Annotated in this window: 23 protein-coding genes, 1 tRNA gene, 1 other RNA gene and 2 pseudogenes; 12 read left to right on the top strand and 15 right to left on the bottom strand. The window is 67.7% G+C overall.

Features of this window, described 5'->3' with window-relative positions; translation table 11 throughout:
• Positions 1-13 precede the first annotated feature (13 nt).
• From CJ010_RS08220 to CJ010_RS08200, 5 genes are all read right to left on the bottom strand, one after another.
• Positions 14-742: an N-formylglutamate amidohydrolase gene (locus CJ010_RS08220; protein ID WP_141017585.1), complete on the bottom strand. Its 729-nt coding sequence runs from the start codon at positions 740-742 to the stop codon at positions 14-16.
• The gene (locus CJ010_RS08215; RefSeq protein WP_141017584.1) at positions 739-2004 is read right to left on the bottom strand and encodes a glutamate-cysteine ligase family protein; all 1266 of its coding nucleotides are present in this window, start codon (positions 2002-2004) and stop codon (positions 739-741) included. The genes CJ010_RS08220 and CJ010_RS08215 overlap by 4 nt, the downstream gene beginning before the upstream one ends.
• Positions 2001-3470, bottom strand: coding sequence for a RimK family protein (locus tag CJ010_RS08210; protein ID WP_141017583.1), 1470 nt, complete (start codon positions 3468-3470; stop codon positions 2001-2003). The genes CJ010_RS08215 and CJ010_RS08210 overlap by 4 nt, the downstream gene beginning before the upstream one ends.
• Positions 3467-4201 carry a hypothetical protein gene (locus tag CJ010_RS08205; RefSeq protein ID WP_168224923.1) on the bottom strand — a complete coding sequence of 245 codons (735 nt, stop codon included), beginning with the start codon at positions 4199-4201 and terminating at the stop codon, positions 3467-3469. The genes CJ010_RS08210 and CJ010_RS08205 overlap by 4 nt, the downstream gene beginning before the upstream one ends.
• Positions 4202-4289: 88 nt before the next feature.
• Positions 4290-4577, bottom strand: a complete 288-nt coding sequence (locus CJ010_RS08200; protein ID WP_141017582.1) for a hypothetical protein — start codon at positions 4575-4577, stop codon at positions 4290-4292.
• A 32-nt stretch (positions 4578-4609) separates the two neighbouring features.
• Between CJ010_RS08200 and CJ010_RS08195 the strand changes: the two are divergent.
• Positions 4610-4834, top strand: a pseudogene (locus CJ010_RS08195) (GTPase HflX); the annotation flags it as partial.
• A gap of 60 nt (positions 4835-4894) precedes the next feature.
• Here the strand turns inward: CJ010_RS08195 and CJ010_RS25695 are convergent.
• The 4 genes and pseudogenes from CJ010_RS25695 to CJ010_RS08175 all read right to left on the bottom strand — a co-directional run.
• Positions 4895-5062, bottom strand: a pseudogene (locus CJ010_RS25695) (hemerythrin); the annotation flags it as partial.
• Between the two features lie 429 nt (positions 5063-5491).
• The gene (locus CJ010_RS08185; protein WP_141017581.1) at positions 5492-6241 is read right to left on the bottom strand and encodes a bifunctional 2-polyprenyl-6-hydroxyphenol methylase/3-demethylubiquinol 3-O-methyltransferase UbiG; all 750 of its coding nucleotides are present in this window, start codon (positions 6239-6241) and stop codon (positions 5492-5494) included.
• A 341-nt stretch (positions 6242-6582) separates the two neighbouring features.
• Positions 6583-7446, bottom strand: coding sequence for a sulfite exporter TauE/SafE family protein (locus CJ010_RS08180; protein ID WP_141017580.1), 864 nt, complete (start codon positions 7444-7446; stop codon positions 6583-6585).
• A 145-nt stretch (positions 7447-7591) separates the two neighbouring features.
• Positions 7592-8005 (bottom strand): winged helix-turn-helix domain-containing protein, encoded by a 414-nt coding sequence (locus CJ010_RS08175; RefSeq protein ID WP_141017579.1) that lies wholly within the window; start codon positions 8003-8005, stop codon positions 7592-7594.
• 131 nt (positions 8006-8136) lie between these two features.
• On the opposite strand from CJ010_RS08175, the gene CJ010_RS08170 reads away from it, so the two are divergent.
• The 3 genes from CJ010_RS08170 to CJ010_RS08160 are packed head-to-tail and all read left to right on the top strand — an operon-like array spanning position 8137 to position 9946.
• Positions 8137-8742, top strand: a complete 606-nt coding sequence (locus tag CJ010_RS08170; protein WP_141017578.1) for an ATP-binding cassette domain-containing protein — start codon at positions 8137-8139, stop codon at positions 8740-8742.
• On the top strand, positions 8739-9536 hold the full coding sequence (gene fetB, locus CJ010_RS08165; protein ID WP_141017577.1) for an iron export ABC transporter permease subunit FetB: 798 nt from the start codon (positions 8739-8741) through the stop codon (positions 9534-9536). Before CJ010_RS08170 ends, fetB begins: the two co-directional genes overlap by 4 nt.
• A 38-nt stretch (positions 9537-9574) precedes the next feature.
• Positions 9575-9946 carry a hypothetical protein gene (locus CJ010_RS08160; RefSeq protein ID WP_141017576.1) on the top strand — a complete coding sequence of 124 codons (372 nt, stop codon included), beginning with the start codon at positions 9575-9577 and terminating at the stop codon, positions 9944-9946.
• A gap of 25 nt (positions 9947-9971) precedes the next feature.
• On the opposite strand, the gene CJ010_RS08155 is transcribed toward CJ010_RS08160, so the two are convergent.
• Together CJ010_RS08155 and trmA are read right to left on the bottom strand one after the other, a co-directional pair.
• On the bottom strand, positions 9972-10310 hold the full coding sequence (locus CJ010_RS08155) for a zinc ribbon domain-containing protein YjdM (RefSeq protein ID WP_141017575.1): 339 nt from the start codon (positions 10308-10310) through the stop codon (positions 9972-9974).
• A gap of 33 nt (positions 10311-10343) precedes the next feature.
• Positions 10344-11438 (bottom strand): tRNA (uridine(54)-C5)-methyltransferase TrmA, encoded by a 1095-nt coding sequence (gene trmA / locus CJ010_RS08150; protein ID WP_141017574.1) that lies wholly within the window; start codon positions 11436-11438, stop codon positions 10344-10346.
• Positions 11439-11802: 364 nt separating this feature from the next.
• On the opposite strand from trmA, the gene CJ010_RS08145 reads away from it, so the two are divergent.
• A complete protein-coding gene (locus tag CJ010_RS08145; RefSeq protein WP_141017573.1) occupies positions 11803-12066 on the top strand; it encodes a PAAR domain-containing protein in 264 nt (87 codons plus the stop codon).
• Between the two features lies 1 nt (position 12067).
• Positions 12068-13132, top strand: coding sequence for a type VI secretion system protein TssA (tssA, locus tag CJ010_RS08140; protein WP_141017572.1), 1065 nt, complete (start codon positions 12068-12070; stop codon positions 13130-13132).
• Positions 13133-13248: 116 nt separating this feature from the next.
• Here tssA and ssrA read toward each other — a convergent pair.
• Positions 13249-13626, bottom strand: a transfer-messenger RNA (tmRNA) gene (gene ssrA / locus CJ010_RS08135).
• A 263-nt stretch (positions 13627-13889) separates the two neighbouring features.
• Here ssrA and CJ010_RS08130 point away from each other — a divergent pair.
• The gene (locus CJ010_RS08130; RefSeq protein WP_168224922.1) at positions 13890-16085 is read left to right on the top strand and encodes a bifunctional diguanylate cyclase/phosphodiesterase; all 2196 of its coding nucleotides are present in this window, start codon (positions 13890-13892) and stop codon (positions 16083-16085) included.
• A gap of 64 nt (positions 16086-16149) precedes the next feature.
• Here CJ010_RS08130 and CJ010_RS08125 read toward each other — a convergent pair.
• Positions 16150-16225, bottom strand: a tRNA-Thr gene (locus CJ010_RS08125).
• 214 nt (positions 16226-16439) lie between these two features.
• Between CJ010_RS08125 and CJ010_RS25135 the strand changes: the two genes are divergently transcribed.
• Complete coding sequence (locus CJ010_RS25135) at positions 16440-16598, top strand: hypothetical protein (protein ID WP_168224921.1); 159 nt, start codon at positions 16440-16442, stop codon at positions 16596-16598.
• A 30-nt stretch (positions 16599-16628) separates the two neighbouring features.
• Here the strand turns inward: CJ010_RS25135 and CJ010_RS08120 are convergent, their stop codons facing one another.
• Both CJ010_RS08120 and CJ010_RS08115 read right to left on the bottom strand, forming a co-directional pair.
• The gene (locus tag CJ010_RS08120; protein ID WP_141017570.1) at positions 16629-17102 is read right to left on the bottom strand and encodes a CreA family protein; all 474 of its coding nucleotides are present in this window, start codon (positions 17100-17102) and stop codon (positions 16629-16631) included.
• Between the two features lie 14 nt (positions 17103-17116).
• Entirely contained in the window at positions 17117-17530 is a 414-nt protein-coding gene (locus CJ010_RS08115) for a ProQ/FINO family protein (protein ID WP_141020617.1), read from the bottom strand.
• 154 nt (positions 17531-17684) lie between these two features.
• Here CJ010_RS08115 and CJ010_RS08110 point away from each other — a divergent pair, with 154 nt between their 5' ends.
• The 4 genes from CJ010_RS08110 to CJ010_RS08095 all read left to right on the top strand — a co-directional run bounded on the left by CJ010_RS08110 (position 17685) and on the right by CJ010_RS08095 (position 24187).
• Positions 17685-18638: a YcjF family protein gene (locus CJ010_RS08110; protein WP_141017569.1), complete on the top strand. Its 954-nt coding sequence runs from the start codon at positions 17685-17687 to the stop codon at positions 18636-18638.
• 228 nt (positions 18639-18866) lie between these two features.
• Positions 18867-20606: a diguanylate cyclase gene (locus CJ010_RS08105; protein WP_168224920.1), complete on the top strand. Its 1740-nt coding sequence runs from the start codon at positions 18867-18869 to the stop codon at positions 20604-20606.
• 80 nt (positions 20607-20686) lie between these two features.
• Positions 20687-22495: a diguanylate cyclase gene (locus CJ010_RS08100; protein ID WP_141017567.1), complete on the top strand. Its 1809-nt coding sequence runs from the start codon at positions 20687-20689 to the stop codon at positions 22493-22495.
• Positions 22496-22705: 210 nt separating this feature from the next.
• Positions 22706-24187 (top strand): flagellin, encoded by a 1482-nt coding sequence (locus CJ010_RS08095; protein WP_141017566.1) that lies wholly within the window; start codon positions 22706-22708, stop codon positions 24185-24187.
• The last annotated feature ends 69 nt before the right edge of the window (positions 24188-24256 follow it).

Here is a 24256-nt window from a genome sequence, read left to right as displayed (position 1 = left end):
AGCGCACCACCCGTCACCAAGCGTGGTGGGCCAGCGCCGCCTGCAGCGCGGCGATCAGCTCGGCGCGCAGGCGCCGCCAGTCGGACCTGCCGGTGCGCACGATGCGCTGGTTGATCTCGATCTCCACGCCGATGTAGCGGCCGCCGTCGAACTGCCGCCGCAGGTAGGCGGTCAGCCCGTCGGACTTGCCGGCGTAGGGGTAGTTGCGCCGCACCCGCCAGGCGGGCGCTGCCGCCGCCAGCGCCATCTGCCACGCCCGGCACAGCGCGGCCTCGCCGGCGCGCGCCGGGTCGTAGAGCAGGCCGACATCGGCATTGCGCTCGACGCCGTCCAGCACCGGGGTGAAGCTGTGGCTGGACAGGTGGATCACCCGCGCCCCGCCCGCCATCGCCTCGCGGATGGCGTGCTCGGCGCGTTGGCGATAAGGCAGGTACCAGGTCTCGACGATGTCGTGCCGCGTGGCGGCCGGCTGCGCCCGGATCGTCGGCGAGAACAACCGCGGATGCCCCGGCGAACGGTTGAGATCGACCAGCAGCCGGCTCGTCGTCGCGTAGATCAGCGGCGCCGGCAACGCCTTCGCCAGCTCGCGTGCCAGCGCCAGCGCGCCCGGATCGTAGCCGCGGTGGCTGCGCAGCAGCGCGCCCTGGCCGGCGAAACAGGCGCGATAAGCCGGCGGAATGCGGTTGCCGCCGTGCTCGCAGCTGACGAGAAAGGCGGTACCCGCCGGCAGCGGCGGGGTCATGACGCCGCGCCGGCGAACAGCTCGCCCGCCGCCAGGCAGTCGCACAGGCGCCGATACATCGCCTGCAGCCGCACGCGGTCGATCCGCCCGCCCAGCGCGGCGACGATGCGGCGCGCCAGCGGGCCGCGGTCGAGGATGAACTGCAGCGTGTCCGCGGCGATCGGCGACAGCGCCGGGTCGTCGCCGCAGGCGTCGAGCAGGTGGCGCCACAGCGCGCCCGCCTCGCACGGCCCGGCCGCCATGCCAAAGAGGCCGAGGTAGGCCGCATCGTCGATGACATGGCGGTCGGCATCGTGGATCGTGCCCTGCAGCAGGTGGAACAGTGCACCGGTGTCCATCGCACGCTGCGCCGCCAGCGGGCTCCAGCGTTCTTCGTAGAGCGCGCGCGCCGCCGCGACGGTGATGGCCGCGATCGCCAGGTCGGCCTGCGGGCATTCCTGCACGTCGATCACCCGCACTTCCAGCGCATTGCGGTCGAAGCGCGGCATCACGCCGCGGGTGTTGAGCCATTCGTGGCGCAGCACGCCGTCTGGGTCGAAGGGCGCGATGTCGTGGTACATCGGCGCCAGCACGCGTGCCTCGTAGTCGGCGCGGCCGGCGGTGTCGTCCGGCACCACCTGGCCGATCAGCGCCGGCACCCGGCGCGGATGCTGGCAGTAACAGGCCATGCGGAAGTCCAGCACCGGCTTGCGCTCGCCGTCGGCCACCGGCGAACTCGCCGCCAGCGCCGGCAGCAAAGGCAGCAGCAGGCGCAGCGCGGCATGCAGGCGGACGAATTCGGCGTCGTCGGCGAAAGGCAGGTTCACGTGCACGCTCTGCAGGTTGGCCCAGCCGTGCTGGCGGCAGTCGAAGATGTGGTGGTAGCTCATGTAGATGTCGGCGTGCTGATGCGGCCACAGGTGCAGCTCGTGCGCCGGGTCCATCCAGGGATGGGTGGCGGTGGGCATCAAGCGGGCGTCGAAGTCGGCGAGCAGGCGGTCGATGGCGCCGACCTCGGCCTGGAAGCCCGCCGCCAGCTGCGCCACGTCGGCATCCGGCCGCGCGTTCTTGACCTCGACCAGGTGCAGCACCAGTTCGTTGGACCAGGCGAACCGGCCGCGCGCCACCTCGTCCACCGGCGTCGCCGCCCCCGCCGCACGCTGCAGCAGGCGGTCGGCAACGGGCAGCACGCCCAGCGTGTCGCGGTCGACGATCATGTATTCCAGCTCGATGCCGCAGGCGGCGAAGGCGCCGAGCGGCGGCAGGGATGCGACATCGTTCATGGCAGGCGGCTCCGGCGCTGGGCGATGCGGCTGGCGAAGACGTCCAGCACCCGGCGATAGAGTTCGTCGCCGAGCACGCCGTCCTCGTTGCCGGCATCGACATTGGGGTTGTCGTTCACTTCGATCACGTAGCAGCGCTGGCCGACCTGCTTGATGTCGACGCCGTAGAAGCCGTCGCCGATCAGGTTGGCGGCGCGCAAGGCGGTGCGCACCACCTCGGGCGGCGCCTCCTCCAGCGCCAGCGCCACGGTCGGCCCTTCCTCGTAGTGACCGTGCCCGGCATCGTGGCGGATGATCTGCCAGTGCCCCGGGGCCATGTGGTACTGGCACACGAAAAGCGGCCGCCGGTCGAGGATGCCGACGCGCCAATCGAAAGCGGTCGGCAGGTACTCCTGGGCGACGATGAGGTCGGACTTCTCCAGCAGGCCATCGACCAGCCGCGCCAGCTCCTCGGCCGTTTCTGCCTTGACCACGCCGAGCGACAGGCAGCTGTCCGGCTGCTTGAGCACGCAGGGCAGACCGAGCGTCGCTTCGATGTCGCCGACATTGCCGCGATGCACCAGCAGCGTCCGCGGCGCCGGCAGCTTGTGCCGCGCCAGCAATTCCGCCAAGTAGACCTTGTTGTTACAGCGCAGGATGGAATCCGGGTCGTCGATCACCACCAGCCCGACCGCCGCCGCGCGCCGCGAAAAGCGATAGGTGTAGTGGTTGATGAAGGTGTTGTCGCGGATGAAGAGGCCGTCGAACTGCGCCAGCCGGGCGAGATCGCCGCGGCCGATGCACTCGGTGGCGATGCCCATGCCGCGGGCGATGCGCTCGAACTTGCGGATGGCCGCGGCGTTCGAGGCCGGCTGGGTGTTGTCCGCATCGCGCAGGATGGCCAGCGTGCAGCGCGCGGTCTGACGCCTGCGCGGCCGTGGCCAGCGGCCGGCGAAATAGGCCTGCGCCGCCTCCATCACGAAGGCGCGATGCGCGGCCGGGATCTCGCTGGCGGCGATGGGCCGCGCCCCCTTCACCTGCCAGTGGCCGTTGCGGCGCACGAACTGGGCCTGCAGCAGCGGCGCCTGCAGCAGCTCGAACAGCTGGCGGGCGAGCGCATCGTGGCGGGCGGCGACGTTGCGCCCGAAGTAGATGCTGAGCATGAAATCGTCCGCGCGGATGCGGCCGAGCGAACGCTGGATCTGGCCGTTGAGTTCGGCGGTGAGCAGCGGCACCAGGTCCTGCGACTGCAGATCCTCGATCGCGCCGATGCCGGGCAGCGGCTTGTGGCCGCGCGCCTCGGCCAGCAGCGAGACGTAGTAGCCCAGGCTCTGGTAGCGGTAGGACTTGCACAGATTGAACACCTGCAGCCCGCGCTGGCGGCCGTAGGCGGGATCGGTCAGGTAATCGCGCGCCGGCACCACGCTCACGTCCGGCAGCGCCAGCGGCCAGTCCTTGGGGTTGCCGACGACGACGACCGCGCTCACGGCAAGGCGCTCCCCTTTTCCGTCTTCGGCTGGATCACCAGCAGGTTGGCGTCGTGGGTGAGCGTGCCGAGCAGGATGGCCCCCACCGCCCGGTCTATCTTCAACCAGTACTCGCGCGACGGCCCGTAGGGATGCGGTCCGTAGGGATCGGCCACCAGCACGGTGCGCGCCGGACGGTCGTAGCCGGCCAGCACCACAAAGTGGCCGCCGGGCGAACCGCGCAGGTCGTCGGACACGTCCTGCGGGCCGTACTCGCGCATGGTGCGGTAGAGGTAGGTGGAACTCAGCCCGGTGATGATGGGCAGCCGGCGCCGCAGCAGGCCGCGCAGCAGGTAGCGCGACAGGTCCTTCAGCCGCAGCCGGCCGCCGAGGCGCAGGAAGTCCAGGTAGCCCTCGGTGACCTCCTGCACCCGGCGGTCGGCCGGCTTTTCGCTGCGCTGGCGCTGCAGGCGATCGGCTACATCGATGCCCGGCCTGAACCAGGACGGATCGAACACCGTCAGGTTGTAGGTGTAGATGGTCGCGTCGAAGCCCCGGCGCAGCGCATCGCAGGCAAGGAACACCGCCACCGTGCCGCCGCGCGGCAGCTTGCCGCTGCGGGCGATGACCTCGGCCAGCGGTTCCTCCCTGCCCCAGTAGCGGTAGAGCGCATGCAGGCAGGTCGGCCCGCAGGTGGTTTCGTCCGGCTGGGGCAGCATGGGCACGGGCAGGTGGAGTCGCGGAGTCAGCATGGCGTGATCCTGCGAGCGAGGGCACCGGCGCCGCCCGGCCTCGCGGCGGCGCCCGGCGCCTCCCTGTCCTTGCGGACATCAATCCATACTAGACCACGCCACCACCCATGACATACGCACCCATGCCGTGGGTGTATGCGGACGGCCGCGCGCCGGCCCGGCGCGGGACATCCGCTTCGACCGACCTGGTAAGGCGGACGTGGCAAGTCATCCGCCAGTCCTCCTGGCCCGTTTCGAGCATGCCTTCAAGCCGGCCGAGCACCGCCGATGCATCGACATACTCGCAGCTGACGCGCGCCTCGTCGCGGGAGCGCAAACCGCGCGCAACGCACTCTCGCTGGGCCAGCCTGCGTTCAGTGCTTTCTGCGGTTAGCATCCCCACCCTTCCCCTCTCCACACCAGCCCCGAATGCAAAAAGACCTCGCCGACAAACCCAGGTACGCCATCGCCGCCTCGGTGCAAATCCCCAACGTGAGCGACGCCGAGTTCTAAGCCTCGCTCGCCGAGCTGCGCGAGCTGGCGAAAACGCTCGGCTACCAGGTGGTCCACACCTCCGTGCAGAAGCGCAGCGGCTTCGACACCACCGGCTACCTCGGCGTGGGCAAACGGCAGGAAATCCGCGACTTCGTCAGCGGCTAGTTCGGCGGCGAAGGCGCGGCCGATTTCGATGTTGCCCGCCAGCACCAGGGCTTCCACTTCCTGCGCCGAGGCGAACACCGCGTTGTGGTCGTCGACGTGGCAATCGGTGGCGGGGAAGCCGGTCGCTTCCATCATCGCCTTCTCGTCGGCGAAGTGCGCTTCGGCATGGACGACGAAGGCGCTGACCGCAGCGGCAAGATCGGCATCTGCACAGGTGAGCATGCGGTCGACCACGGCGACGAATTCGCGGTGGGGTTCGTCCAGCCGGGCGTGGCCGAGCAGGAAGTTGTCGGTCCAGGGCAGGCCCTGGGCAGGGGTGATGGTCTGGGACACGGCGGTCTCCTTCGCTGCTTGTTTGTTGTCTGGTTTGCCGCTTCGCCGGATGGCCGGCGAGGCCGGGCGCGAGGCTTCCGCGGAGAGGCTTGCCGGGGGCCGCAGAGCTGCGGTTCCGCCCCGGACGATCGTGGGCTATCGCCCCGCTCCGGCGCGGCACGGACGGGATCCATATCATTCGGACGAGCGAACGCATCACGCCGTAGCGACTGGCGTTGGCGGCTGGCGAGGGAGGAGAAGACGGCGCCGACCGGTCGCCGGCGCACAAGGTATCGCGCTGCCGGGGCGCGTGCGCTTGCGGCGGCGCCCCGGCAATCGTCAGTGGGCGTGGCCCAGCTTGCTCGCCACGTAATCCCGCACCGAGCGCCCGAACACCCGGAAGCTGCGCTTGACGCCGTCCTGAGCGCGCGCCTTGCTCAGGTAGAGCTCCGGATGCACCACGTCCAGCGGCAGCGTCGATGGCGCATTCGTCGCGATGTCCGCCGCCCCCGCCGGCTGCAGGCGCTGGCGGGCGTACAGGAAGATGTTCTGGCGATACCAGTAGGGAATGGCGCTGTCGGTCCAGATCTGCGGCCGGATGAAGTCGTGCACCAGGTAGCCGAGGTCGGCGAAGAGATCGGCCCAGTAGTGCTGCCACTGCTCGTTTACATGGTTGATGCCGCCCTGGAAAGGCACCGCCGCCGAGAACAGCACGTAGTCCGACAGCGCGGTGAGCGAGCGCACGAAATCGCGCGCTCGCTCGGCCGGCAGGTGCTCGGCGACCTCCAGCGACATCGCCAGGTCGTAGCGGCGCGGCAGCGCCAGGTCGGCGGTGCCGAGGTCGACCTGCTTGAAGCTGGTACGCGGGATTTCCAGCAGTTCCTGATCGACCCAGCTGCCGTCCATGCCCTGTATCTCGCGCACGCCCTTGTCCTGCAGCACCGACAGCCAGGTGCCGATGCCGCAGCCGAGATCGACCGCGGAGTGTACCGCGGGGATGCGCGACAGCACGATGGACAGGATGGTGTGCGCGGAATGGACGGTGTTCGCGTGCCGGTTCGCGTAGAAATCCTGGGTGTACGCCTTCATTGCCACCTCCTTCGACATTGGAAACGACGGCGCAGGCGCGCGCGGCCCTTCGCCTCAAGGGCCCGGCCTGCGGCTCGGGGGGCTGGCGGAATGTTTGTCCTTATTGATCCAGGTTCGCCGGTGCGCCACTTCCGGGCGCATACAGCAGCGGCGACAAAGCCGGATGCCAGCGCTTCAGTGTGGGTCGGATTCCGCGGATTTCAACGCGGATTCCCATCCGACATGACGGGGGTGAAGACGTGCGGACCGTCAGAAGCCAGTCGTGGCAAGGAAATGGCGGCAGATCTGATGCCGCGAGGTCTTATATTCAGACAAGAATGAATCGCCCTGGGCCACCGCGCCTAGTGCGCATGCCGATAGGTTTTCACCGCCGACAGCAGCAGGATCACCCCGAGCGCGCTGACGAGGTAGCCGGTGGGGACGAAGCCGAGCAGCAGCCCGCCAATGCCGGCGCCGACGACGGAGCCAGCGGCCATCCAGCGAAACAGCAGGCGCTCGCGCACCACCACCGCGAAGGTGGCCGAACTGCGGTAGCGGGCGAAGCCGACCACCATGGTCGGCAGGCTGACCAGCAGCGACAGGCTGCCGGCCAGTTTGATGTCCACCCCGAACAGCAGCACGATGGTCGGGATCAGCAATTCGCCGCCGGCCACGCCGAGCAGCGCCGCGACCACGCCGATTGCGAAGCCCGCCAGCACGCCGGCGGCGTTGCGCGGGCCGGGGTCGGCCAGCAGCGGCGCCCCCGGCGTACCGATGCCCGCCCAGGCTTCGATCAGCACCAGCAGCGCGAGCCCGGCGAGCAGCGCCATCACCGCCTGGTTCAGCCTGCGACCCGACATCGTCAGCGCATGCCCGGCCGCCCACCACGCGCCGAACAGGCTGCCGGCAAGCAGGTTGAGCGCCACGTCCGCATGGCCCAGCAGGGTGGCGAACGGAATCGACCCTCCCCGGAACACCAGCGCGGCGGCGACCACCACCAGGCTCATCGCCTTGTTGAGGATGACCGCTTCCAGCGTCGGCAGGCGGAAGGCCATCACCAGCACCGGCAGGCGGAACTCCGCCCCGCCCAGCCCGATCAGCCCGCCGAGCAGGCCGATGAGTGCGCCCCAGCCGCCACTGGCGACGCGGTTGCGGCGGATGCACAGGGTGTTGGCGGCAAGCGGCAGCGCGCACGCTGCCGGGGCGGACGGGATGGTGGATGGCATGGCGACCTCGATATGTCGTGTGGACCATATCGAAGCGCCCATCGATATGTCAACGAAGGCATATCGAATCACGTGCGACACGGGAAGGCGCACGCCGACGCCGGATTGCGCCTGCAGGGTTCGGGGGAACTACGCGGTGGGAGACTCAGCTGGTCGGCGCGTCGCCGCCGGCGTCGCGACGGCGCAGCGACTCCTGCAACGCCGCAACCTCGTCGGCAATGGCGGCTTCCGCCAGCGCCTGCATGCGCCGGTAGCGTTGCAGCACTTCCTCGCCGAGATCGGTCAGGCGGGCGCCGCCGCCGCGCGCACCACCCTTGGAGGCTTCCACCAGCGGGCCGGAAAAGCAGCGGTTCATCGACTCGACCAGCAGCCACACCCGCTTGTAGCCCATGCCCAGCCGACGCCCGGCGGCGGCGATCGAGCCGGTGTCGCGGATGCCTTCGAGCACGTCGGCTTTGCCGGGCCCGATCGCCACGCTTTCACCGAGCAGCACGCGCACCCGGGCGCCGATCTGCAGGGGCGCCGATCCGGCGGAGGGGCTCTGTTCGGGGTCGGACATCGTGGCGCTCGGCGGAAAGATGAGGGAGCCCGGACTTTGAGCCAGCACGCACGCCCGGTCAATCATCCGGAATGATGGCTACCCGCTTCGGCGCCCTTACAATCCGCCCATTCCATCGCCGCGCCGCCGCCGTGCCCACGCTCCGCCTCGACCAGCTTGCCACCCGCCACGTCGGCCCGCTCTCGCTCACCGTCGCGGCGGGCGAATGCGTCTGCCTGCGCGGCCCTTCCGGCTGTGGCAAGTCGCTGCTGCTGCGGGCAATCGCCGATCTCGACCCGCACGAGGGCGAAGCCTTCCTCGACGATGTCGCCTGCTCGGCCTTGCCTGCGCCCGTCTGGCGGCGCCGGGTGGTGCTGGTGATGGCGGAAAGCCAATGGTGGGCGCCGCGCATCGGCGATCACTTCGCCGACGGCATCGAGCCTCACTGGCTGAAGCGGCTCGGCCTCGCACCGGACGCGCTGGAATGGGAGGTGGCGCGCTGCTCCACCGGCGAACGCCAGCGCCTTGCCCTGCTGCGCGCGCTGATGCGCAAGCCGGCGGTGCTGCTGCTCGACGAGCCGACCGGCAACCTCGACGCCGACAGCACCGCGCGGGTCGAGACGCTGCTCGCCGACTATCTCGCCGGCGACGGCGCGGCGCTGCTCTGGGTCAGCCACGACGAACACCAGGCCGCACGGGTGGCCCGACGCCGTTTCCGCATGGACAACGGCCAACTCATCGAGCAGGCGCAGCCATGAACGTGATCGAGCTCAGCGCCTTCGACCTCTCGCTCGCCGCCCTGCTGGTGGTCGCGCTGGCCGCGCTGTCGTGGCGGATGCGGCTCGGCGTCGAGCATCAGCTGCTGGTGGCCGCGGCGCGCACCACGCTGCAGCTGCTGCTGATCGGCCTGGTGCTGAAGGCGCTGTTCGAGAATGTGCATCTCTACTGGGTAGCGCTGATGGCGGTCGCCATGGTGGCGATCGCCGGCCGCGAGGTGATGGCGCGCCAGAAGCGGCGGCTGACCGGCTGGTGGGGTTTCGGCGTGGGCACGCTGGCGATGTTCGTGTCCTCCTTCAGCGTCACCGTGCTGGCACTGCTCACCATGATCGCCAACCACCCCTGGTATGCGCCGCAGTACGCCATTCCGCTGCTCGGCATGGTGCTCGGTAACACCATGAGCGGCATCTCGCTCGGGCTGGACCGCCTGACCCAGGATGCGGTGCAGAAGCGGGCCGTGCTGGAAACCCGGCTGGCGCTCGGCGAAGACTCGAATTCGGCGATCGCCGACAGCCGGCGCGAGGCCATACGCGTCGGCCTCATCCCCATCATCAACGCGATGGCGGCAGCCGGCGTGGTCAGCCTGCCCGGCATGATGACCGGCCAGATCCTGTCCGGCACGCCGCCGGTGGAGGCGGTGAAATACCAGATCCTGGTGATGTTCCTGATCGCCGCCGGCACCGGCTTCGGCACCACGGTGGCGGTGAGCATGGCCGCGCGCCGGCTGTTCGACGAACGCCAGCGCCTGCGGCTGGATCGCCTGCGCGGCGGCTGAAGGGCTACACTGCCGGCCTCCCCACCGCCCGCCTTCCGATGCAGCACGATCCGATTCCCTCCACCGCCAGCGAGCGCGGCATCCGCGTCGCGCTGATCTTCGCGCTCGCCGCCGAGCGGCTGTCCATCTTCTACGAACACGGCCAGTGGCTCACCGAGGCGCAGGGCGCCACGCTGGCGGCAGAATGGCTGGCGCGCTCGAAACGGAACATCGCGCTGGAGGAGCGGCGGGCCTTGTCGGCCGCCAGCGACACCCTGGCGCGCCAGGTGCAGGGTTCGGTGTCGCGCGAGGCCGGGCTCTACATCAGCCACGAGATGAGCGAGGCGCTCGATCCACGCTACGAATCGGAAGTGGCCAAGTCGCTGATGGAAGAGTGCGAGCGCCTGCTCGACGAACTCGGCGGCGGCTGAAACCGCCGCCGCACAGCGTGGCCGATCAGGCCTTCTTGACGAACTCCGACTTCAGCCCCATCGAACCGAAGCCATCGATCTTGCAGTCGATGTCGTGGTCGCCGTCGACCAGACGGATGTTCTTGACCTTGGTGCCGACCTTCACCACCGAGGACGAACCCTTGACCTTCAGGTCCTTGACCACCACCACCGAATCGCCATCCTGCAGCACATTGCCGTTGGCGTCGCGCACCACCCGCGCCTCTTCCACGGCCGCAGCGGCGGCCTTGGGCCATTCGTGGGCGCACTCGGGGCAGACGTAGTTGTCGCCGTCCTCATAGGTGTATTCGGAACTGCACTGGGGACACTTGGGCAGGCTGCTCATGATCTTCCTTTGTCGTTATGGATGCGCGGACATTCAGGCCGCGCGGCGCGCCAGCAGCACCCCGCATTCGAGGTGGTGGGTGTAGGGGAACTGGTCGAAGGCCGCCGCCGCGGCGATGTGGTGGGTGTCCTGCAGCGCGGCGACATTGTCGCGCAGCGTGTGCGGATTGCAGGAAATGTAGAGGATGCGGTCGAAGCCGCGCGCCAGCGCCACCGTGGCCTCGTCCAGGCCGCTGCGCGGCGGATCGACGAAGAGGGTGCCGAAGCGGTAGCCGGCGAGGTCGATCTCCTTCATGCGGCGGTACTCGCGGCCGCCGGCGAGCGCGTCGCTGATCTCCTCGCTCGCCATCCGCACCATAGTCACATTGCCGACGCCGTTGGCTTCCAGGTTGTAGTGCGCAACGCGCACCGAGGGCTTGCTCATCTCGGTGGCCAGCACCTTGTCGAACAGCGGCGCCAGCGCCACGGTGAAGTTGCCGTTGCCGCAGTAGAGCTCCAGCAGGTCGCCGCCGCTGCCGGCGGCCTGCGCGCGCGCCCAGCCCAGCATATGGCGGTTCACCCCGCCGTTGGGCTGGGAGAAGCAGCCCTCGATCTGTTGGTAACGCAGGCGGCGGCCGTCGAGTTCGAACTCCTCCAGCAGCCAGTCGCGCTCGAGCACGATCTTCTGCTTGCGGCTGCGGCCGATGATCTGCACGCCCATGGCGGCGGCGAGCTCGCGCGCGGCCGCCTCCCAGTCGGCCTCCAGCGAGCGGTGATAGACCAGGCTGATCATCAGCTCGCCCGACAGGGTGGCGAGGAACTCGACCTGGAAGATCTTGCGCTTGAGCACCTCGCTGGCCATCAGCCGCTCGCGCAGCACCGGCATCGCGGCGGCGATCGGCGCCGCCGCGGGCGGAAAGTCGGAAAGGATGACCGGCACTTTCGGCTCGGCCGGATCGAACATCGCGTAATCGACCCGGCCGCCCTCGTGCCACATGCGGAACTCGGCGCGCAGCCGGTAGTGCAGCGGCTCGGAGCGGAAGACTTCCGGTTCCGGCACGCCAAGGGCGGCAAAGTCCGCCTTGAAGCGGGCGACCTTCCCGGCGAGCTGGGTGTCGTAATCGGCGGGGTTGAAGCTGGGCAACGGCATGGTGTGGGCAACGGTAAAACAGGTGAATCCGGATCCGTCCGGGAAGGACGGAGGGCGGACTATACCCCAGGCTGCGGGTAGTGAGGACGATCTCCCTGATGGCGAAGGGGATGAAGCATCCGCTCCGGCTACCCTCATTGCGGCACCTGCCGACATGTCTCGTCCCGGGCTTCTCCAGCCATTCCACCACCTTGCCGCAAGGCGCCTGCGCAATCGCGACATGCGTCATGGCGGTCGCGGACGATGAAGGCGCGCCAGGCTCCGGGCGACGCAGCGCTGCATCATGTCTCGCAAACCGACCTGACCAGCTGCCACGACGGCGCGATGGTCGATATACTTCCGAAATATGCCAATGGAGTACTCAATGCGCCCTCTCATCCGACTCGGCGATCCGACCAGCCACGGCGGCATCGTCGCCAGCGCCTCTCCCAACTGCGAAGTCATGGGCAAGGCGGTAGCCCGCCTGGGCGATCGCGTCGTCTGTCCGCTCTCCGGCCACGCCGTCGGCGTGATCATCGAAGGCGATCCCGACTGGCTGATAGACGGGCTCCCTGTCGCACTCGAAGGACATCTCACCAGTTGTGGCGCGAGCCTGATCGCCACGCTGGCCAACGCGGGCAGGGGCTGACATGGACGAAGCCCTGCTTCGACGCCTGCTCGCGCCGGTCGCGGCCGACGCTCCCGCTGGAGCCGACCTCGGCTACACATCCCTGTTCGACCAGATCCGCGAGGCCCGCCACGCCGACGATCCCAGCCTCGCCCAGGGCGACTGGGTCGCTACGCTGAAGGTGGCGGACTGGGAACTCACCGCCCGCCTGTGCGAAGAGGCCTTGGCCGTGCAGAGCAAAGACCTTCGGCTGGCTGCCTGGTATGTGGACGCCCTCGCCCATACCGCCGGTTTCGACGGCATCGCCTTCGGGCTGACATTCCTCGCCAACCTGCTCGACGCCCATTGGCCGCAGCTCTTCCCCCGACCCGACGACGGCGACCTCGGCGAACGCAGCGGACGCATCGAATGGCTGGATGCACAACTGGCCGGAACGGTGCGCACGCTTGCGCTGACCTCGCCTGATCATGGCGGCTACAGCTGGCACGACAACAGCCCCTCCCACGCGCCAGATGGGGAAGGCAGCCGGCCCGCACCGGCAGCGACCGTCCCAGGGCAGCCCGCTCCGCCTGCGACCCTGCTCGAACGCAGCGCTGCGGCTTCGGGACCACAGTGGTTTGCCAAGCTCGATGCGCGCCTGGAGCGCGTTCGTCATGCGTGGCAAGGGCTGGACGCCAGCCTCGCGAGGCATTTCGGCCTCCAGGCCCCCGTCATGCGGCAGACATGCGATGCGGTGGAAGCTTGCACCCGGCTCGCTGCCCGTCTGCACCGCCACGGCAGCGCAACACCGGCAATCGCCGCGCACACGGCGCCGCCGCCGACCGCGGCAACCGACCAAGCTGCTCCCCCGGACATCCGTTCCGCCGCCTGCGAGTCACCTGCAGGGCGCGTCGAGGCGATACGGCAACTCGAAGAAGTCGCCCGCTACTTCCGTCACCACGAGCCCCACAGTCCGGTCGCGCTACTCGTCGAACGTGCCGCCCGCTGGGCCGGAATGAGCTTCGAGGAATGGCTGCAGACAGTGATCAAGGACGGATCGACCCTGGGCCAACTGCAGGAATTGCTGGAGTTCCGCGCGTCGGACTGACGATGCGTCGTCGACCCGACCGCGGACAGACGTGCCGAGACAACACGAGAAAAAGGCCAGAACCCTTGATTTCTCTCGGAGTTCTGGCCTTCTTTGGACTTCCTTGGAAGTCGTGCTGGTGGAGCCGGGGGGAATCGAACCCCCGTCCGCAAGCCCTCTACAGACAGCTCTACATACTTAGCCGACCTATTTGGATTTAGCCTCTGACTTAGCCGATCGGCAGGCCGGTCATCAGCGAGTTACCTTACCTTTAGCTACAGAGCCAAGTAACCCGGCCCTGCTCGCGATTCTCTGTAAATGACACTGCAGCGGCTCAGCTTACGCTAAGACCACCCGGCCCAGAGACCTGCCGGTGCAGCGCCCGCCGGGATTAAGCGGCGAGAGCGAAACGCTCGTCGTTGGCGTTTGTAGTTTCCCAGATGGATTTACGAGGTGACTGGTCCTCGGTATGCACTGCACTGCTTCGCGACCCACGTCGAAGCCAGGTCGGCCCCAGGTGATCGGTAACGCATGTCCCCTATATGGAGACGGCGCGCTGTATTTCAAGGGCTGCAGTCTAACATGCCGCCGGCTGCCCTCGTCTTTCTTTGCGCTGCCGGATCAGACCTGACGACAGCCAAAGCGTTCCCGGTAATCCGGAATGCCCGGTCCCGCTCCGCTGCACCGTCGGCGTAACACGGCTGCAATGTCGCCGCGCGACCATGCGCACCCGCCGCATCGACGGCCTGCCTGTTACGACCGGGCGAACAATAACCCTGTGAACGACTCCTGCCTGTTCGGCCCACCGCTGAGGTCACCCACACCACCGGCCCCCTTCGCCCCACCCGTCCTCGAACAACAGGTGCGGATCGATGGCTGGCTGGGTCTGATCATCGGTCCGCTGCTGCTCGTCGCCGTGCTGGTGGCGGCGATCTGGGCAGGGCACGGCATCTATGCCGAGAGGGAACGCAACCTCGCAATCCGCTTCACGCTGGCGCAAAACGACGGGCTCGCCAGGCTGGTCGCCGACCGGATCGCGGCTCGACTCGAGCACGATATCGCCGCGGTCGGGACAAGCGCAGGCAGCACGCCGGCCGGCGCCATGGTCGCCACGCAGGAACCCGCTCCGACCGTAGGCATCGATGACGATATGCTCACCGTCACGCTGCAGTCCGCGCCGGGCACCGGGCACCGAATCGGCATCGACACCGGCAGCCTGCTCGCCGGACTCGAACGTGTCGCCCCGGGACATCCCGGCATCGTCGTCCTGTACGATCACCGCGGGCGCTCGACCTGGCGGCGCCCGACACCACCGGGTGCAACGGCGTCGGCAATAGCGGCCATCCAGCACCCTCCGCCGAACGCCGGGGTGATCCACTCCTCCGCCGGCGGCACCGTCGTGATCGGCCATGCCGAAATCCCCGGCTACGGCCTGCACGTCCGCGTCGTCAGCGCGCTCGACGAGGTGCTCGCGCTGACCGACGGCGCACGCAGCAACATGCGCAGCTGGGGCTGGAGCCTCACCATTGCGTTATCGGCCGCTGCCGTCGTACTGGTTTCGATCGCTTACCGCCAACGCCGCCTGTGCCACGAACTGGTCCGCGCGGGTGAAGCCAACAGCGAACTGGTCGCCCGCCTGCGCGACGAATCCTCGCGCGCCTACCAACTCGCCTCCCACGACCACCTGACCGGACTGCCCAATCGCATGCTGTTCTCCGAGCTGGCGAACAGTCACCTGAGCCGGGCAAAACGCAGCCACTCGCCGTTCGTGATGATGTTTCTCGATCTCGACCGTTTCAAGCGCATCAACGACACCCTCGGGCACCGCATCGGCGACCTGCTGCTGCAGGAGGTGGCGAACCGCTTGCGCGGCTGCGTCCGGCAAACCGACATCGTCGCCCGCCTGGGTGGCGACGAATTCGTGCTGCTGCTCACCGAGCTCGACACCATCGACGACGCCAGCCGCGTCGCACGCAAGCTGATCGAAACCGTCGCCCAGCCGATGCAGTTCGAAACGCACGAAATCGAAGTGCGCCCGAGCATCGGCATCTCCATCCATCCCCGCGACGGCACGGACGTCGAAACCATGATGCGCAATGCGGATACGGCGATGTACGAAGCCAAGCGCACCGGTAGCGGGTGCTTCCACTACTACGACCCCTCGCTCAACGCCCGCTCGTCGCTGCAGCTGGATCTCAGCGGTCGCTTTCGTCGCGCCATCCTCGGCGACGAATTCGTGCTCCATTACCAGCCACGCGTCGCCCTCAACGGCTTTCGCGTCACCAGCCTGGAAGCATTGATCCGCTGGCAGCATCCGCAACGCGGACTCGTACCACCCGGCGAATTCATCGAGTATGCGGAACAGGAAGGCCTGGTGATCGAACTGGGCAACTGGGTGGTGCGCGAGGCCTGCCGCCAGATCGCCGCGTGGCTGGCCGAAGGCCTGGACGTGGTTCCGATCGCGATCAACGTATCGCCCAAGCAACTACGCGACCAGAGCTTCGTCGATGTGATCCGCGAATCCGTCGCCCACTGCGGTATTCGTCCCGAACTGCTGGAAATCGAAATCACCGAGCGTTGCGTGGTGGAGGACTTCGAACGCCCGCGGGCCGCGCTGGAAACGCTCTCGGCGCTCGGCCTCAAGATCGCGCTGGACGACTACGGCACCGGCTTCTCCAGCCTCAGTTACCTCAAGCGCCTGCCGATCGACATCATCAAGATCGACCGCTCCTTCATCAGCGACATCCGCAACCAGACCAATGATGCGGCCATCGTCGCCTCCACCATCGCGCTCGGCCACAACCTCGGTCTGACCGTCATCGCCGAAGGGGTGGAAACCCGCGAGCAGGTCATCTACCTGCGCACCGCCGGTTGCGACGAAGTTCAGGGCTACTACTTCCAGAAGCCCGCCGCGGCCGACGTCATCCGCCCCCTGCTCGAACACGGCGGTCTCGGGCTGCCCGCCGCCCCATGAACCGGGCACCAAGGTCCGGTTAACGCAAAAGGCCTGCGCAGCAAAGCGCAGGCCTTTCTGTATCTGGTGCCCCCGGCAGGACTCGAACCCGCGACCTTCGGTTTACAAAACCGTTGCTCTACCAACTGAGCTACAAGGGCAAATCTGTACTTCTGCGACACGCGCACAGCGGGACTGTCAGTCCGGCACGGCTGAAGAAGCGGCGCGGATTATAGCGCAAAGCGCCTGAAGCCGCGCCCGCGACGCACGGACACCCGCCGGTTCCGCCACAGCGCTTTCCTTTTTCGAACTACTGTATATAATAACAGTTATCGCCATATCATCCGACCACGGTTACCACTCCAGGAGCTCGCAATGGAATCGAAACTCACACAGTCTTTGATGATGCTCGGCTTGCTGGCGGGATCGATGATAGGCGTCGGCCTGCCTGGCGGCGGAGTTGCCCTTGCTCTGGCCGGGATAGCCACCGCATGGTTGTTGCGCTCGGGAATGCGGGACGAAGAACGCTCCTGATCAAGAAGCCGGAAGCAGGCAAAACCAACCCTACTTCCGCAAGGGGATGGCGATGGAGCGATCCACCGGCACGGCGGTCACGCTGTTCTTGGGGCTGCCTTCGACCAGCTTGTCCGAATAGGTGAGGTAGACCAGCACGTTGCGCTTCGGATCGGCGATGCGTACGACCTGCAGTCTCTTGAACAGAACCGACAGGCGCTCGGAAAAAACCTCTTCCTGCACCGGTATCGATTCGCGAAAACGAATGGGCCCGACCTGCCTGCAGGCGATGGAGGCATCGGAACGATCCTCAGCCAGCCCGACCGCTCCCGAAAGGCCGCCGGTCTTGGCACGGGAAACATAGCAGGTGACGCCCTCGACCCGCGGATCGTCGTAGGCTTCGACCACAACCTTGTGATTGGGGCCTATCAGCTTCCACACTGTGGACACTTCGCCCACGGTCTCGGCCGACGCGCTCACGCACGCCAGGCAACAACCGACACCGACGATGGCCCTGCGTATCATGCGGGTCGTCCGTCTCACCGGCCGAACTTGCTCACCAGTTGCTGCAATTTCTCCGCCCGCCGCCGCTCCGATTCTTCGGCTTCGCGCTTTGCCTTCTGCTGTTTTGCCGCCGCGGCAAAACGCTCCTTGAGCATCGTTGCGGCGTGGCTGCGCTGCTCGTCGGTCACCTCGCCGGCGACGTTGCCGTCGAGGTCGAAGCGCTCGGCAGAACGCTCCACCGCCTTCAGGTAGCGGGTCGACGCCGTATGCATACGCAGCGCGGCACGCAAGGCCTTGCGTTCGAATTCCGGGAAGCGTTCGAGGATGCTCGTATCGATCCGCAGGGCGAGCGGCTTGCAGTCGCGGAAGGTCGGAGACAGTGCCTGGAGTTTCTGCAACAGCGCTCGGGGTTCAAGCGCGGGCTTGGCCGCGGGAGTATCGGTAGTCATCGCTCGGGTAGACAATATGGGGAACATCGCCGGCGTGAAGCAGCAGCATCGGCGATCTGGCGACATTCTACCCGACACCTGCGCCGGAAACCTGCAAGGACCTTTCGCGGTCGATGACAGGTGACGATTCACTGGAACCCGGATGGAAACTCCTATGCAAGCACAGCAGAACCGCGCCATTCTCGCCATCTGCCTTCTCGCCGCCTTCGCCGACAACCGTAAGGACGACCGCGAACGCGAACATATACGGCGCGTGGCGGAATCCTTGTCCCGCGACGCGAATGCCGACCTGATCGGTCTGTACCAGGACGTCCTGCTCAAACGCATCCGGCTCGAAGACCAGGCCGCGATGCTGGATTCCACCGAACTTCGCCAGCTCGCCTACGAAATGGCAGTTGGCGTTTGTGATGCCGACGGCGTCCATGATGCAGCCGAAGCGGCTTTTCTCGAACGCCTCTCCGCTGCCCTCGGCCTGGATCGCAAGGTGGCTGCGCAGCAGCTGGAGCAAGCCGATGCCATCGCCGCCCTGCCGCTGGACACCGGCACCGCGACGGACGCGCCGGCCAGCACGACCGACGCACGGGCCGCCACGCCCGACCGCAGCGAACTCGAACGGATGATCCTCAACGCCGCCATCCTCAACGGCGCGCTGGAGCTGCTCCCGCAATCGCTCGCCTCGATGGCGATCATTCCGCTGCAGACCCGTCTCGTCTATCGCGTCGGCAAGGCGCACGGCTACGAACTGGACCGCGGCCACATCACCGACTTCCTCGCCACCGTCGGCGTCGGCCTGACCTCCCAGTACGTGGAACAGTTCGGCCGCAAGCTCATCGGCGGCCTGCTCGGCAAGGTGCTCGGCAAGACAGGGAAGACCATAGGCAGTGCAGCCACCGGTTCCGCCTTCTCGTTTGCCAGCACCTATGCCCTCGGGCATGTGGCGATCCAGTATTACGGCGGCGGACGCACCCTGGATGGCGCAGCCTTGAAGAATGCATTCGCCGGCCTGCTCGGCGAGGCACGCAGCCTGCAGCAGCGCTATACCCCCGAGATAGAGCAACGCGCCCGCAACCTCGATGTCGGCAAGCTCATGACCGAACTGCGTGCCTGAATACCCCCGGCCGGTGCCACACCGCCGGCCGCCAACCGCATCCGCGCGCGGTGGCCGGCACAAACTCCCTTCAAGTCCGTGGTTTTCAAGGCGCGGCGCGTGCATAATCCGTGCGTCCGATCGGCTGTTCCGCCGGTAGGCACTCATCCGGATTGCTGAATGACGCGCACGCCTCCATCCGCCCTCCCCCCCTCCCGTTCGGGATCCGATCCGCGCCGGACCGGCGCCATGACCGAATCGACCACGCCACCGGAAATCGCACGCGAAGCGCTGCGTCAACTTGCTACCAAGCGAGTACCGCCCACTCCCGACAATTACCGCGCGTTCTACCACCAGATCGCGGGTACCGTCGCCGAGGATGAATTCCCTGCGCGCACGCTCAAGGCGATCGCTGCGGCCTTGCCGCGCGGCACACCGGAGGCGGTGCGCACCGCACGCCAGTTCGAGGAGGCGGTCGGCAGCGGCCAGTGGCCGGCCTTGAAGCAGGCCATCGTCTCGATCTGCGAAGCGCGTACCGAAGGACAGCTCGCCTGGGGGCTGCTGATCCGCGAACTGATCGCGCAGCTCGAGCGCCCTCACGCCAAGCAGACCCGCGCCCGCAAGCTGGAATCGTTGCAACACGTGCTTGCCGCGTCGAGCACGGACAGCGGTCAACTCTACCTTCGCCTGCAGGGGCTGCTGCGCAGCTGGACGCAGGCCGACGACAGTGCCGATGCGCCGGCCCTGGCAGATCCGGTCGCGGAAGAAAGTGCCGGAGCGAGCGTAAACCTGCCGGTCGCCCTGGCAGAGCTGCTCTCCCGCCTCCTTCGCCGCGGCATCGCCCCCACGGTGGCGCACGACAGCGGCTTGTCCGCCGAGGTCGCCGAGCTGGCCGACGCCGCCCTGAAGCTGGCCGACTATGAAGCGATCGCAAGCTACGGCGAACGCCTCGACAACTTTGCCACCCGGCTGGCCTGGTACGGCGACGACCAGCAAGCGGTCCGTCAGGCGCTGCTCACCCTGCTGCGCCTGCTGGTCGACAACATCCGCGAACTGGTGCTGGACGACAACTGGCTGCACGGCCAGCTAAGCGTACTGGCCGAAGCCTTCACCGGCGAACTCGACATCCGCGTGCTCGATGAAGTCGAACGCCGCCTGCGCGACGTCATCGACAAGCAGAGCCACCTCAAGCGCCAGCTGTCGGATGCGCAGCAGCGACTGAAGACCATGCTGGCCGGCTTCATCGACCGGCTGGCGGCCTTTTCCGACACCACCGGCGACTTCCACGACGTGCTCGACGACTGCGCCACCCGCATCAGTCAGGCCAACGACATCAGCGAACTCTCCGACGTCGTCGAAGAGATGCTGCGCGAAACCCGCAACACCCAGGAATCGGCCCGGCGCTCCGGTGAAGAACTCGCCGAACTGCGCGAGCAGGTGGAATCGGCCAACCAGCACATCGTCCGGCTGCAGCGCGAACTCGACGAAACCAGCGAGCTCGTCCGCCACGATCCGCTGACCGGTGCGCTCAACCGCAAGGGTCTGGACGAAGCGCTCGCCCGCGAGATCGCTCGGGCACGCCGCCACGGCAGCAGCCTGTGCCTGGCCCTGCTCGACGTCGACAACTTCAAGCAGCTCAACGACACCTTCGGCCACCGCGCCGGCGATGACGCCCTGCGCCACCTCTTTGCGGTGATACGCGAAGCGGTACGGCCGCAGGACGCGGTCGGCCGCTACGGCGGCGAGGAATTCCTGATCCTGCTGCCGGACACCGAGCTGGACCAGGCCAATGCCGTCATCGTCCGCCTGCAGCGCGAGCTCACCCGCCGCTTCTTCCTGGCCAATGCGCAGAAGCTGCTGATCACCTTCAGCGCCGGCATCGCCCGCCTCGACCACGCCGAAGACCCGCAGATCGCGATCGACCGCGCCGACAAGGCCATGTACGCCGCCAAGCGCGCGGGCAAGAACCGGGTGCTCACCGCCGCTTGAGTTCGCGCCGGGCGGCGGGCGCCGCGGCAGCCATGCCGGACGCCTATAATCGCCGGCTCTTGCCCTTGCGGACGCCGCCCATGCCTGCGCCCACCAACCCGTCCGAGATCGCACGCGAGACGCTGCGCCAGCTCGCCCTGCGCCGTATCCCGCCGACACCGGACAACTATCTCAGCCTCTACCACGAGATCGCCGGCAGCCGGGCAGCGAACCAGGACTTCCCCGCGCCCTTCGTCAAGCGGCTCGCGCAGCGCTTGCCGCGCGACTCCGCCGAGCGCCTGCGCCTCGCCCGCCAGCTCGACCAGGCGCTCGCCAATGACGACACCGCCGCCGGCGCCCGGGCGCTGGACGACTACATCGACAGCCTCAAGACGGGCGACGCCCCTGCGTGGAACGAACTCATCGCCCAGCTCCTGCGCCAATGGGAGGGCCGGCAGCTTGGCTGGACAACCGCGCGCAAGCGCGACTCGCTGGAACGGGTACTCGCCGCCAGCGACCCGGCCACCCTGCACGGACGCCTGCAGGCGCTGCTCAATGCCTGGGGCCAGGCGCCCACCGATCCCGAGCTGCCGCCGCCGGTCGACACACCGAGGCTGGCGGAGAGCGTCGCCACACCGGCGCCGCAGACCGGCAGCCCGCCAGCGCCGTTGCGCGCGCTCGACAACGCGGAGGCTGCCGAACTGCTCGAAGCCCTACGCGGCGTGTTGCTGCTCGCGCTCGAAACGGTGGTCCCCGCTTTTCTCGGCGACGATGACGAACTCGCCACCGATGCAGCCCTCATCGCCACCAGCGTCCGCCAGGCGACCGACCTGCGCGCCTTCGATGTTGCCGCCCGCCAGCTGCGCAAGTTCGCCCTGCGCCTGGAAGGCGCCGCGGCCGATGCCGCCGAGATCCGCGCAGCCCTGCTCGACCTGCTGCGCCTACTTCTGCGCAACATCGACGAGCTCGTCATCGATGATCGCTGGCTGCACGGGCAGATCGACACCCTGCGCGGCCTCATCGACCAGCCGCTCGACATCCGCCTGCTCGACGACGCCGAACGCCGTCTCAAGGAAGTCATCTACAAGCAGAGCCAGCTCAAGCACAACCTCGTCGAGGCCCAGCGCAATCTCAAGGACATGCTCGCCGGTTTCGTCGACCAGCTCGCCCGCTTCAGCGCCAGCACCGACCGCTATCACGGCAAGCTGGGCAGCTGCGCGCAGAAGATCGCTGCAGCACGCGACATCACCGAAATCGGCCAGGTGCTCGACGAAGTCATGACGCAGACCGTCGCCATGCGCGACGAAACCCGCCGATCGCACGACGAGCTCCAGATCACGCGCGAACGCGTGCGCAGCGCGGAAGCCGAGCTCGCGGCCATGCAACAGGCGCTCGATCAGGCCAGCCGCCTGATGCGCCACGACACGCTCACCAGCGTGCTCAACCGGCGCGGGCTGGAGGACATGTTCGCCAAGGAAAGCGCCCGTGCCGGCCGTCGCCATGCCCCGCTCTGTATTGCGCTGCTCGACATCGACAACTTCAAGCGGCTCAACGACACCCTCGGCCACGACAGCGGCGACAGCGCGCTCCTGCACCTCACCGGCGTAATCCGCCGCTTTCTGCGCCCGCAGGACACCCTTGCGCGCTACGGCGGCGAGGAGTTCGTCATCCTCTACCCCGAGACCACCCTCGACCAGGCCGAAGCCGCCCTGGTGCGCCTGCAGCGCGAACTCACGCGCAGCTTCTTCATGTCCGGCCAGATGAAGGTAGTCATCACCTTCAGTGCCGGCGTCACACCGCTCGCCGCCGGCGAGAGCCTGCAGCAGATCCTCGCCCGCGCCGACGCCGCCATGTACCGGGCCAAGCAAAGCGGCAAGAACCAGGTCGTTGCCGCCCCGGCAAACCCCTGATGGCGGCGGCAATCGCCGGCAGTAGTTGCCGGTTTCTGCAAAAACTTGCCGCAACACCCTGACAAAAAAGGGATTTAGCCGCCCAAAAAAACCTGGCACACATTTCGCTGATATCTGGCCAGAAGGCTCGGATGCCCTGCTCGAACCGCGGACACACCCCGCGTCGGCGACCCGAGCACCAGCCGAACCAGATATCGAAGGAGATGCAAAATGGCCCAGGTCATCAATACCAACGTCGCCTCGCTCAACACCCAGCGCCACCTCAACAGCTCGCAGAGCGCGCTGTCGACCTCGCTGCAGCGGCTGTCCTCCGGCTTGCGTATCAACAGCGCCAAGGACGACGCCGCCGGCCTCGCGATTTCCGAGCGGATGACCTCGCAGATCCGCGGCCAGGACCAGGCGCGCCGCAATGCCAACGACGGCATCTCGCTGGCGCAGACCGCCGAAGGCGCGCTTCAATCCGCCGGCGACGTGCTGCAGCGCATCCGCGAACTCGCGGTGCAGTCGTCCAACGCCACCAACTCGGCGTCCGACCGCCAGGCGCTCAACGCCGAAGTGAACCAACTCACCGCCGAACTCGACCGCATCGCCAAGACCACCGAGTTCAACGGCCGCAAGCTGCTCGACGGCTCCTTCACCACCGCCACCTTCCAGATCGGCGCCAACGCCGGCCAGACCATCCAGGCTACCACTGCCAACTTCAGCACCAGCCAGTACGGTGGCTACCGCATCGGCTCGCTGGCCGCAGCCACGCCGGGCGACAAGGGCGACCTGACGCCGGGCAGCACCGCCTTCGCGCTCGGGTCCACGGCCGCCGCTACCAACCGCGTCGCCGGCGGCACCGTCACCATCAACGGTGCCACCGGCTCCTCCACCGTGGCGATCCCGGCCGGCGCCTCGGCCAAGGATGCAGCCGCCCTGATCAACGCCGAAAGCGGCACCACCGGCGTGACCGCCTCGGCCAAGACCGAATTCGACATCGACTTCAGCGCGCCCAACGTCAGCTACAAGTTCGACGTGAGCTCGGACAACAGCACCCCGATCACCGTCTCCTTCACCATCGGCGCCGAAGACAACGACGGCCTCGCGGCCGCGGTGAATGCCTTCAACGATGTTTCCGCCAAGACCGGCGTCACGGCACGGGTCAACGACAACGGCGACGGCATCACCCTGCTCAACTCCTTCGGCGAGAACATCACCATCGCCAACGCCGCGTCCGGCTCGAACACCGCCACCATCGGCGGCACCTCGACCGCCGCCGGCGCCACCGCCATCGGCACCGGCCAGCTGGTGCTCGACTCGGACAAGTCGTTCAGCATCGACGCACCCAACACCACCGACTTCTTCAACAACGTGTCGGCTGCCGGACAACTGCAGAAGGTCGCCGACCTCGACGTCAGCTCGGTCGATTCCGCCCAGCGCACCCTTGCCATCGCGGATGCGGCGCTGTCGGCGATCAACGGCCAGCGCGCCAAGTTCGGCGCCCTGCAGTCGCGCTTCGAGACGACGATTTCCAACCTGCAGATCTCGTCGGAAAACCTGTCGGCCTCGCGCTCCCGCATCCGCGACACCGACTTCGCCGCAGAAACCGCCAACCTGACCCGCTCGCAGATCCTGCAGCAGGCCGGCACCGCGATGCTGGCCCAGGCGAATGCACTGCCGCAGCAGGTGCTGTCGCTGCTGCAGGGTTGAACCCGCGTCACTTCGACCAAGGCCCGCTCCGGCGGGCCTTTTTTATTTCAAGCCAAGCAAATTGGCGCT

Origin of the sequence: Azoarcus sp. DD4 (assembly GCF_006496635.1) — a bacterium.
In the GTDB taxonomy this organism is placed as follows: domain Bacteria; phylum Pseudomonadota; class Gammaproteobacteria; order Burkholderiales; family Rhodocyclaceae; genus Azoarcus.
The sequence above is the reverse complement of the archived record's forward strand: the minus strand, read 5'-3'. Positions and strand labels throughout refer to the sequence as shown.

Coding starts and splice junctions, on each gene's coding strand:
- CJ010_RS08220 (WP_141017585.1), bottom strand. CDS start 742: ATGACCCCGCCGCTGCCGGCGGGTACCGCCTTTCTCGTCAGCTGCGAG.
- CJ010_RS08215 (WP_141017584.1), bottom strand. CDS start 2,004: ATGAACGATGTCGCATCCCTGCCGCCGCTCGGCGCCTTCGCCGCCTGC.
- CJ010_RS08205 (WP_168224923.1), bottom strand. CDS start 4,201: ATGCTGACTCCGCGACTCCACCTGCCCGTGCCCATGCTGCCCCAGCCG.
- CJ010_RS08200 (WP_141017582.1), bottom strand. CDS start 4,577: ATGCTAACCGCAGAAAGCACTGAACGCAGGCTGGCCCAGCGAGAGTGC.
- CJ010_RS08185 (WP_141017581.1), bottom strand. CDS start 6,241: ATGAAGGCGTACACCCAGGATTTCTACGCGAACCGGCACGCGAACACC.
- CJ010_RS08180 (WP_141017580.1), bottom strand. CDS start 7,446: ATGCCATCCACCATCCCGTCCGCCCCGGCAGCGTGCGCGCTGCCGCTT.
- CJ010_RS08175 (WP_141017579.1), bottom strand. CDS start 8,005: ATGTCCGACCCCGAACAGAGCCCCTCCGCCGGATCGGCGCCCCTGCAG.
- fetB (WP_141017577.1), top strand. CDS start 8,739: ATGAACGTGATCGAGCTCAGCGCCTTCGACCTCTCGCTCGCCGCCCTG.
- CJ010_RS08160 (WP_141017576.1), top strand. CDS start 9,575: ATGCAGCACGATCCGATTCCCTCCACCGCCAGCGAGCGCGGCATCCGC.
- CJ010_RS08155 (WP_141017575.1), bottom strand. CDS start 10,310: ATGAGCAGCCTGCCCAAGTGTCCCCAGTGCAGTTCCGAATACACCTAT.
- trmA (WP_141017574.1), bottom strand. CDS start 11,438: ATGCCGTTGCCCAGCTTCAACCCCGCCGATTACGACACCCAGCTCGCC.
- CJ010_RS08145 (WP_141017573.1), top strand. CDS start 11,803: ATGCGCCCTCTCATCCGACTCGGCGATCCGACCAGCCACGGCGGCATC.
- tssA (WP_141017572.1), top strand. CDS start 12,068: ATGGACGAAGCCCTGCTTCGACGCCTGCTCGCGCCGGTCGCGGCCGAC.
- CJ010_RS25135 (WP_168224921.1), top strand. CDS start 16,440: ATGGAATCGAAACTCACACAGTCTTTGATGATGCTCGGCTTGCTGGCG.
- CJ010_RS08120 (WP_141017570.1), bottom strand. CDS start 17,102: ATGATACGCAGGGCCATCGTCGGTGTCGGTTGTTGCCTGGCGTGCGTG.
- CJ010_RS08115 (WP_141020617.1), bottom strand. CDS start 17,530: ATGACTACCGATACTCCCGCGGCCAAGCCCGCGCTTGAACCCCGAGCG.
- CJ010_RS08110 (WP_141017569.1), top strand. CDS start 17,685: ATGCAAGCACAGCAGAACCGCGCCATTCTCGCCATCTGCCTTCTCGCC.
- CJ010_RS08105 (WP_168224920.1), top strand. CDS start 18,867: ATGACCGAATCGACCACGCCACCGGAAATCGCACGCGAAGCGCTGCGT.
- CJ010_RS08100 (WP_141017567.1), top strand. CDS start 20,687: ATGCCTGCGCCCACCAACCCGTCCGAGATCGCACGCGAGACGCTGCGC.
- CJ010_RS08095 (WP_141017566.1), top strand. CDS start 22,706: ATGGCCCAGGTCATCAATACCAACGTCGCCTCGCTCAACACCCAGCGC.